Origin of the sequence: Streptosporangium sp. NPDC001681 (assembly GCF_040298085.1) — a bacterium.
In the GTDB taxonomy this organism is placed as follows: domain Bacteria; phylum Actinomycetota; class Actinomycetes; order Streptosporangiales; family Streptosporangiaceae; genus Streptosporangium.
The window spans coordinates 43,111-50,149 of the sequence record NZ_JBEOZN010000070.1; the positions used below are offsets into that span (position 1 = coordinate 43,111).

At 73.6% G+C, this 7,039-nt stretch carries 6 protein-coding genes; 2 read left to right on the forward strand and 4 right to left on the reverse strand.

Going from position 1 to position 7,039, the window contains the following annotated elements; all coding sequences use genetic code 11:
* The first annotated feature begins 67 nt into the window (after positions 1 to 67).
* Positions 68 to 649: a hypothetical protein gene (locus ABT130_RS28255; protein WP_350960236.1), complete on the forward strand. Its 582-nt coding sequence runs from the start codon at positions 68 to 70 to the stop codon at positions 647 to 649.
* A gap of 19 nt (positions 650 to 668) precedes the next feature.
* A complete protein-coding gene (locus tag ABT130_RS28260) occupies positions 669 to 1,220 on the forward strand; it encodes a hypothetical protein (RefSeq protein ID WP_350960239.1) in 552 nt (183 codons plus the stop codon).
* A gap of 122 nt (positions 1,221 to 1,342) precedes the next feature.
* Here the strand turns inward: ABT130_RS28260 and ABT130_RS28265 are convergent, their stop codons facing one another.
* The 4 genes from ABT130_RS28265 to ABT130_RS28280 all read right to left on the reverse strand — a co-directional run.
* Positions 1,343 to 3,337, reverse strand: coding sequence for a prolyl oligopeptidase family serine peptidase (locus tag ABT130_RS28265; RefSeq protein ID WP_350960242.1), 1,995 nt, complete (start codon positions 3,335 to 3,337; stop codon positions 1,343 to 1,345).
* A 47-nt stretch (positions 3,338 to 3,384) separates the two neighbouring features.
* Positions 3,385 to 5,076 carry an ATP-binding cassette domain-containing protein gene (locus ABT130_RS28270; RefSeq protein WP_350960245.1) on the reverse strand — a complete coding sequence of 564 codons (1,692 nt, stop codon included), beginning with the start codon at positions 5,074 to 5,076 and terminating at the stop codon, positions 3,385 to 3,387.
* 55 nt (positions 5,077 to 5,131) lie between these two features.
* The gene (locus tag ABT130_RS28275) at positions 5,132 to 6,874 is read right to left on the reverse strand and encodes an ABC transporter ATP-binding protein (protein ID WP_350960248.1); all 1,743 of its coding nucleotides are present in this window, start codon (positions 6,872 to 6,874) and stop codon (positions 5,132 to 5,134) included.
* 71 nt (positions 6,875 to 6,945) lie between these two features.
* Positions 6,946 to 7,039 (reverse strand): SapB/AmfS family lanthipeptide (locus ABT130_RS28280; protein WP_350960253.1); only part of this gene is annotated, 94 nt, incomplete at its 5' end.

The window sequence follows — 7,039 nt, forward strand, 5'->3', positions numbered from 1 at the left end:
CTCATACTTTGGCCCGCACTGCGCGGTCTCTCTGGCCGTATTCGCACGGGGAAAGGAACCCAACAAAATGAGGACGTACAGCAAGGCGGTACACGCCGCGGTGGTGGCCGCTTCGGCGGCGGCCCTGGCCGTGGTCTCGCCCGCACCGGCCGCGTCCGCGGCGGAGGTGACGATCAGGGTCGTACCGGCCTACTCCGAGACCCAGGATGAGTCTTCCTCCAGGGTCATCTGCCCGACCAACCAGGTGCTCACGGGGCGGTCGCACTACGGGGACGAGAACGCCGACACGACGTACACCTGCAGTTGGATTTTCATCAACGACGAGCAGGTGAAGGTGAGCATCGGTGACTGGAGCCTGCGCTACAAGGAGAGCAACTCCAACTACTCCTCCCCGCCGGACCAGGCGCTCGTCGGGCGCATGCACGTCTGGGACGAGAACGGCGATACCTGGTACCTCCCGGCCTCCCTGTCGTGGCGGGGGCAGACGGTGCGGCTGGTCGATCCGGTGTGGACCGGCGACCTCAAGGAGAGCAAGCACAACTTCCAGGCCGACACCGAGGGGAGGCGGGTCCTGATCGGCCGTGCGCACTCGGGGGACGAGAACGGCTACACCCGCTACCAGCACGCCTACGTGACCCTCGGCGCCTGACCCCGGAAAGGAGGACGACATGAAGAAGTTCGCGTTCGCCGCGCTGGCGCTCGTCGCCGTCGCGGCACTGAACGTCCCGGTCCCGGCCTCGGCGGCGACGATCAAGGTCGAGTACGTCTACAGCGGAACCGTGAAGGAGTCGGGGGGCGAGGCCGTCTGCCCAGAGGACCAGGTCATGACCGGGCGGTCGCACTACGGGGACGAGAACGCCGATACCACCTACCAGTGCAGTTGGATCTTCATCGACGGCGTGCAGGTGGAGGTGTTCACCGGCGGCTGGTACGGCTCCGTGAAGGAGAGCAGGTCGAACTTCCCCGCGCCGCTGGACCAGGCGATCGTCGGGCGCTGGCACCACGGTGACGAGAACGGTTTTACCGATTACAAGACCGGGGCTCTCTACTGGCAGGGGATCCAGGTCCGCATCACCGGCCGGACGTGGACGGGTTCCTACACGGAGAGCGGCCACACCACGGAGGCCGGTTTCAACCAGGTCATGACGGGGCGCAACCACAGCGGTGACGAGAACGGCAAGACGTACTACCAGTACGGAACGGTGACATTCGCGGGCTGACAAGGCCGATCGCCGCCGCCTACCCCCCGGGCGGCGGTCTTGTCGCAGCGGCGGCAATCCTTCCCGACCACTATCCGCCCTCCTGACCTCAGGACCGGGAACTCACTTTGCCGGTCCCGGCTTCACGTATGGAGATTCAGGCCGGTGTGAGCGGCGAGGAAGGTGAGCATGTCGGCGGCCAGGGCGATTGCGCGGCTGGTTGCGCGGGAGCCGTGGCCGACGTCCCCCTCGTGGCGGAGCAGGATCGGCCGTGAGCCCGAGGTCGCCCACTGCAGGGCCGCGCACATCTTGCGCGCGTGCAGGGGATCGACGCGGGAGTCGCCGCCGAAGGTGGTCAGCAGGGTCGCCGGGTAGTCGACGCCCTCGGTGACGCGGTGGTAGGGGGAGTAGCCCAGCAGCCGGCCCAGTTGCTCGGGGTCGTCGGCCGAGCCGTACTCCGAACGCCAGGCCGGGCCGAGCCCCGAGCGTTCGTAGCGGACCATGTCGAGCAGCGGTGCCGAGCAGACCGCGGCGGCGAACAGGTCGGGGCGCTGGGTCAGCGCGGCGCCGACCAGCAGCCCGCCGTTGGACTCGCCGCAGGCGCCCAGCTGCGCGGGAGTGGTCCAGCCGCCGGAGACGAGCGCCTCGGCCGCCGCCGCGAAGTCGTCGAAGACGTTCTGCTTGCGCTCCAGCATGCCGTCGCGGTGCCAGGCGGCGCCCTCCTCGCCGCCGCCGCGCAGCTGGGCGAGGGCGAACACCCCGCCGGCCTCGACCCAGGGCAGGATGTAGCCGGAGTACGAGGGGGTGAGCGAGAGCCCGAAGCCGCCGTAGCCGTACAGGATCGTGGGCCGGGGGCCCGAGCCGGGCCGTGCCAGCACGACCATCCGTACCGGGGTGCCGTCCGCCGAGGCGAAGACCACCTGCCGGGCCTCCAGCTCCGGCACCTGCACCGCGCCGGGCGCGGCGCTCCACAGCGAGGTCTGCCCGGTACGGGTGTCATAGTGGTACACGCTCGGCGGAGTGACGCTGTCGGTGTAGGCGAACCAGACCTCGTGGCCGCCCTCGGGACGGGTGGACATCGCGCCGGCCGAGCCGAGCCCCGGCAGCGGCACCAGGCCGCGCCGCTCCCCGGTCGCCAGGTCGTGGACGCTGATCTCGCCGACCGCGTGCCGGGTCCAGCCGACGAGCAGCGTCTGTCCGGCGATCGCGAACTCGCCGATCACCGCTTGCCGGTCCTCGCCGACCAGCTCGATCCAGTGCTCGGTGCCAGGCCGCGCGGGGTCGGCCACGCAGAGCCGTCCCCGTGGCGCGTCCAGGGTGGTGAGCAGGTACAGGCGCCCGTCGCGGCCGATCGCGGGCATCGTCACCGCGCCCGCCGCCCGCTGGACGACCCGCAGGTCAGGGCGCTCGGGGGAGGAGGTGGACAGGTCGGCCAGCCAGAGGTCGTTGCCGTCGTCCGCCGCCGCCGAGACGGTCAGCCAGCGCCCGTTGTAGCTGATCCCCAGCCCGTAGGAGCGGTCCTCGCCCATGATCACGGCATCGTCCTCGGCCGGGGTGCCGAGCCGGTGCAGGCGGACCTGGCGGGCGCGGACGTAGAAGAACGCCTTACCGTCGGGCAGCCACGCCACCGGCGCGTACCGGCAGCGGTCGATCGGGCCGTCGACCACCCGCCGGGTGGCGACGTCCATCACCCGCAGCTCCGAGTGCTCGTCGCCGTGCGTGGAGAGCTGGTAGGCCACCAGCCGGCCGTCCGAGTCGGGCTGCCAGTGGTCGAGCGTGGTCAGCCCGCTCGGGTCCAGCTCCACCGGGTCGATCAGCGCCTCCTCGACCCCGTCGGGGCCGGTGCGATAGAGGACCGCGTGCTCCTGGTCGGCCGTACGGCGCAGCAGGAACCGGCTCCCGCCGCGCCACATCGGCACGCCGGCCATCCCGGCGCCGGTCAGCGCGGCCACCCGCGCGTGCCACAGGTCGCGCCCGGGCAGCGCGGCGGTGTGGCCGCGCCACAGCTCCTCCTGGGCGGACATCCAGCCCCGCGTCTCCGGGCTGTCCGCGTCTTCCAGCCAGCGGTACGGGTCGGGCACCAGGTGGCCGTGCAGGCGGTCGACGACCGGTTGCCGCTCGGCGGGAGGATAGATCATCGAATCTCCTTCGGCGTGGACACCCAGGGCTCTGGCTTCGGGGAGAGTCAAGGCACCAGCTCCTGTCTGCTCGACGGATTCCACTGTCCGGCCAGGTCGGCGTAGAGCGGGGAGGCGGCGAGCATCTCCTCGTGCGTGCCCAGCCGGACGCTGGTGCCGTCCATCACGAGGATCCGCCGCGCCCGCAGGGCGGAGGTCAGCCGGTGGGCGATGACCAGGAGCGTGCCGTCCCGGCGGGCGAACGCCTCCTCCGCACGGGCCTCGGCCGCCGGGTCCAGATGGCAGGTCGCCTCGTCGAGGATCACCAGCCGGGCCGGGGCCAGGTAAGCGCGGGCCAGGGCGATCAACTGCTGCTCGGCGGGTGAGAGCAGGCCGGAGTCGATCTCGGCGGAGTAGCCGCCCAGCCGCGCCACCAGGTTCGTCAGGCCGACCGTGGCCACGGCCTCGTCCACCGCCTCCTTCGGGGCGTCGGACAGGTAGGTCAGGTTCTCCAGCAGGGAGCCGCGGAAGACGTACGCCTGCTGGGGGATGAGCACCCGGTCGGCGGGATCGAGGCGGTCGGCGGGCACGCCGCCCACCACGACCTGGCCGGAGCCCGGCAGCAGCACGCCGGTCAGCAGCGCGGCGAGGGTGGACTTGCCGATGCCGCTCGGCCCGACCACGGCGATGTGGTCCCCCTCGGGGACCGACAGGTCGAGGCGGTCGATCACCGGTTCGGCGTGCGGGCCGTAGGCGAACGTCACGCCGCGCAGCTCGGCACCTCCGCTCTCGGCCGCGAGCCGTCCGCGTGCCCGTACGGGCGGGTCGCCGTCGCGCAGCAGCCGGTCGAGTGCCACCCGGAGCCGGACGCCGTTGATCCCCAGCCCCTCCACGAGGTTGCCGAGCGCGGGCGCCAGCGATTGGGTGACGTAGGCCAGCGCGCCCAGGATCACCCCGGCGCCCGCACCCCCGCGGAGCAGCCAGGGGGTCCCGGCCAGCACCAGCAGTACCGGCAGCCAGCCGCCCACCGCCAGTGACGAGGTGCGCAGCGCGGTCACCCGCGCCAGCGACCTGGCCGCGCGGGCCTGCTCGGTCACCCGGAGGCCGACGTCACCCGCGACCCGCTCCTCGGCCCGGCAGGCGGTGATGTCGCGCAGCCCGCCCACCATGCCGGCCAGCGCCTCGGCGGTACGCTCGTCGGCCAGGATGAAGTCCCGCTGCCGCCTGGCCAGGGCACGCAGCGACAGTGAGAAGAGGACGAGGCCCGCGCAGAACGGCGGCAGCACCAGCGCGAGCACCCCGGGGACGAGGGTCGCCAGCCCGAGTACCACGCTCACCACGGTGAACGCGAACGACCTGACCACGGTGATGACCGAGGCGAAGGCGTCACGGGCCAGCTCGACCTGGAGGTTGGCGCGGGCCACCGCTCCCGCCCCCGGCCCCTGCCCGGAGGCGGCCGAGTGGCGCAGCGCGTCGTCGACGACATGCGCGAGCAGTTCCTCGCGGAACGGCTCCACGATCGCGGCGACGGCAAGTACCACCTGACGCGCGCCGACGGCGGCCAGCAGCCAGGCACCGCCGAGCAGGGCCAGCCAGGCGAACCCGGTCGCGGGGCGTCCCGCGCCGAAGCCGTCGTCGATCGCCCGTGCGATGGCCAGGCCGATGACCAGCGCGGGCGCGGTCTCCGCCACGGACCAGCCCGCGAGCCTGACCAGCTGGTACGGGTCCCTGGTGAGCGCCCGCCGGATGGGCCGGTTCACCGGGCGCCCACCCGGAAGACGGCGCCGTCCCGGAGCCGGTACGGGTCTGTGGCGGTCATGAGGCATCCGCCTGGAAGACGGCGCGGTAGGCCGGGTCGGCCCAGAGGGCATGGTGGCTGCCGCAGGCGCGTACCCGGCCGTCGTCCAGCCAGATCACCCGGTCGGCGGCCGCGGCGGTCGCCACCCGGTGGGTCACGATCAGACGGGTGCGGTCGCGCAGCTCCCCGGACAGTGCCCGGGCGACCTGGCGCTCGGTGACGGTGTCCAGGCTTGAGGTGGCGTCGTCCAGGATGAGCAGGCGCCGCCCCTGCGCGAAGGCGCGGGCCAGGCCGAGCCTTTGCCGCTCACCGCCGGACATGGGCGCCTCCTGTAGTGGCGTGTCGTATCCGAGCGGGAGGCGCCGGACGAAGGTGTCGGCGCGGGCCGCCCGCGCGGCGGCCCGCACGATCTCCCTGTTCGCGCCTGGTTGTTCGACCCGGCCGCCTCCGGTGCGGCGGCCGTGGCGACCGGTGCCGGGGGCACGGGCGGGGGTGTCGGTGCCCAGGGCGATCGCGGCGGCGACGGTGTCGCCGAGCAGGACCGGGCGCTCGAAGGCGTACCCGACGGCCCTGCGGAGCGCCTCGAGGGAGAGTTCCGGCAGCGGGACGCCGTCGAGGTGGACCGTGCCGTGGCGCGGGTCCACCAGCCGTCCGGCGACCGCGGCGAGCAGCGACTTGCCGGCGCCCGAGCGGCCGACCACGGCCACCGCCTGCCCGCCGGGGATGACGAGGTCCAGCTCGCGCAGGCCGCCCGCGTCCACGCCGCGGAGCTCCAGCGTGCCGGGGCCCGGCGGCAGCGGCCGTGTGCCGTAGGCCCGGGAGCTCTCGGCGACCAGCTCGTCCACCCTGGCGGCGGCGGCCCGCGCCCGGGCCAGGCGGCCGACGTAGCCAAGCGCCGAGCCGAGGCCGGCGCCGAGCACGACGTAGCGGGCGGCGGCGTACAACTCGCCGGCCGTGAGGTCTCCGGCGGCCAGCCGCAGCCCGCCCACCCCGAGCACGGCGACCTCCAGCAGCGGGACCACGGCACCGGCCTGCACGCCGGCCCGCGCGTTGGCCCGCCACATGGCCATGGCATGCCTGCGCAGCAGGGGCAGTGCGGTCAGCACCCGCGCCCGCTCCCGATCGGCGGTACCGGCCGCGGCGATCGTACGGGCCCCGGCGAGCGCGTCGACGAGACGGGCGGCGATGTCGCCCTGCGCCGCCTGGTAGTCGCCCGCGATCGCGGTGCTCACGGTGAGGAAGGCCCGCAGGACGAGCGCGATGAGGACGAGCCCGACGACCAGCGTCGCGGTCAGCAGGGGGTCGATGAGGGTGAGGGCCACGATGCCGCCCGCGGTGGGGATGACCAGCGCCGCCCCGGTGACGAGCGACTCGGGGACGTGCCCGATCTCCTCGGTGTTCAGGCCCATCCGGGTGACCAGGTCCCCCTCGGGGAACCGGCGGGTGATCGCCGGCCCGATGCCGAGGACGCCGCGCACCACCCGTTCCCTGAGCCAGGCCGAGGAGCGCGCGCCGCTCGATCCCGAGGCCCAGACGCCGAGGGTGTCGCAGGCCACGGTCAGGATCACCACGCCCGCGCAGGTGCTGAGCCAGGTCGCCGCGTCCGTGCCGTCGGCCACGAGCTCGTCGACGGTCCTGCCCAGCACCAGCGGGAGCGCGAGCTGGGCGAACGCGCCCAGCACGGAGGTGACCGCGAGGACGGCCAGCCAGGGTCCGCCACGTCGTACGGTCTCGGCCACCAGCCGGTCGGCTGCCCGCACGGTCCCTCCTTCCTGGAACGGGTGTGCCCGGGGCGGCCGCCGTCGCTGGCCGTCCCGGGCACGGGGTCTCACTAGTGGCAGAGCAGCAGGCTCAGGTTGCTGGGCCGGCCGGACTGGCAGCCCAGGACGGTGAGGGTGCTGCCGCCACCGCCGCCGTGGCCGCCG

What these genes read in the sequence shown, in the direction of transcription:
- ABT130_RS28265 (WP_350960242.1), bottom strand. Translation starts at nt 3,337, where the DNA reads ATGATCTATCCTCCCGCCGAGCGGCAACCGGTCGTCGACCGCCTGCAC.
- ABT130_RS28260 (WP_350960239.1), top strand. Translation starts at nt 669, where the DNA reads ATGAAGAAGTTCGCGTTCGCCGCGCTGGCGCTCGTCGCCGTCGCGGCA.
- ABT130_RS28255 (WP_350960236.1), top strand. Translation starts at nt 68, where the DNA reads ATGAGGACGTACAGCAAGGCGGTACACGCCGCGGTGGTGGCCGCTTCG.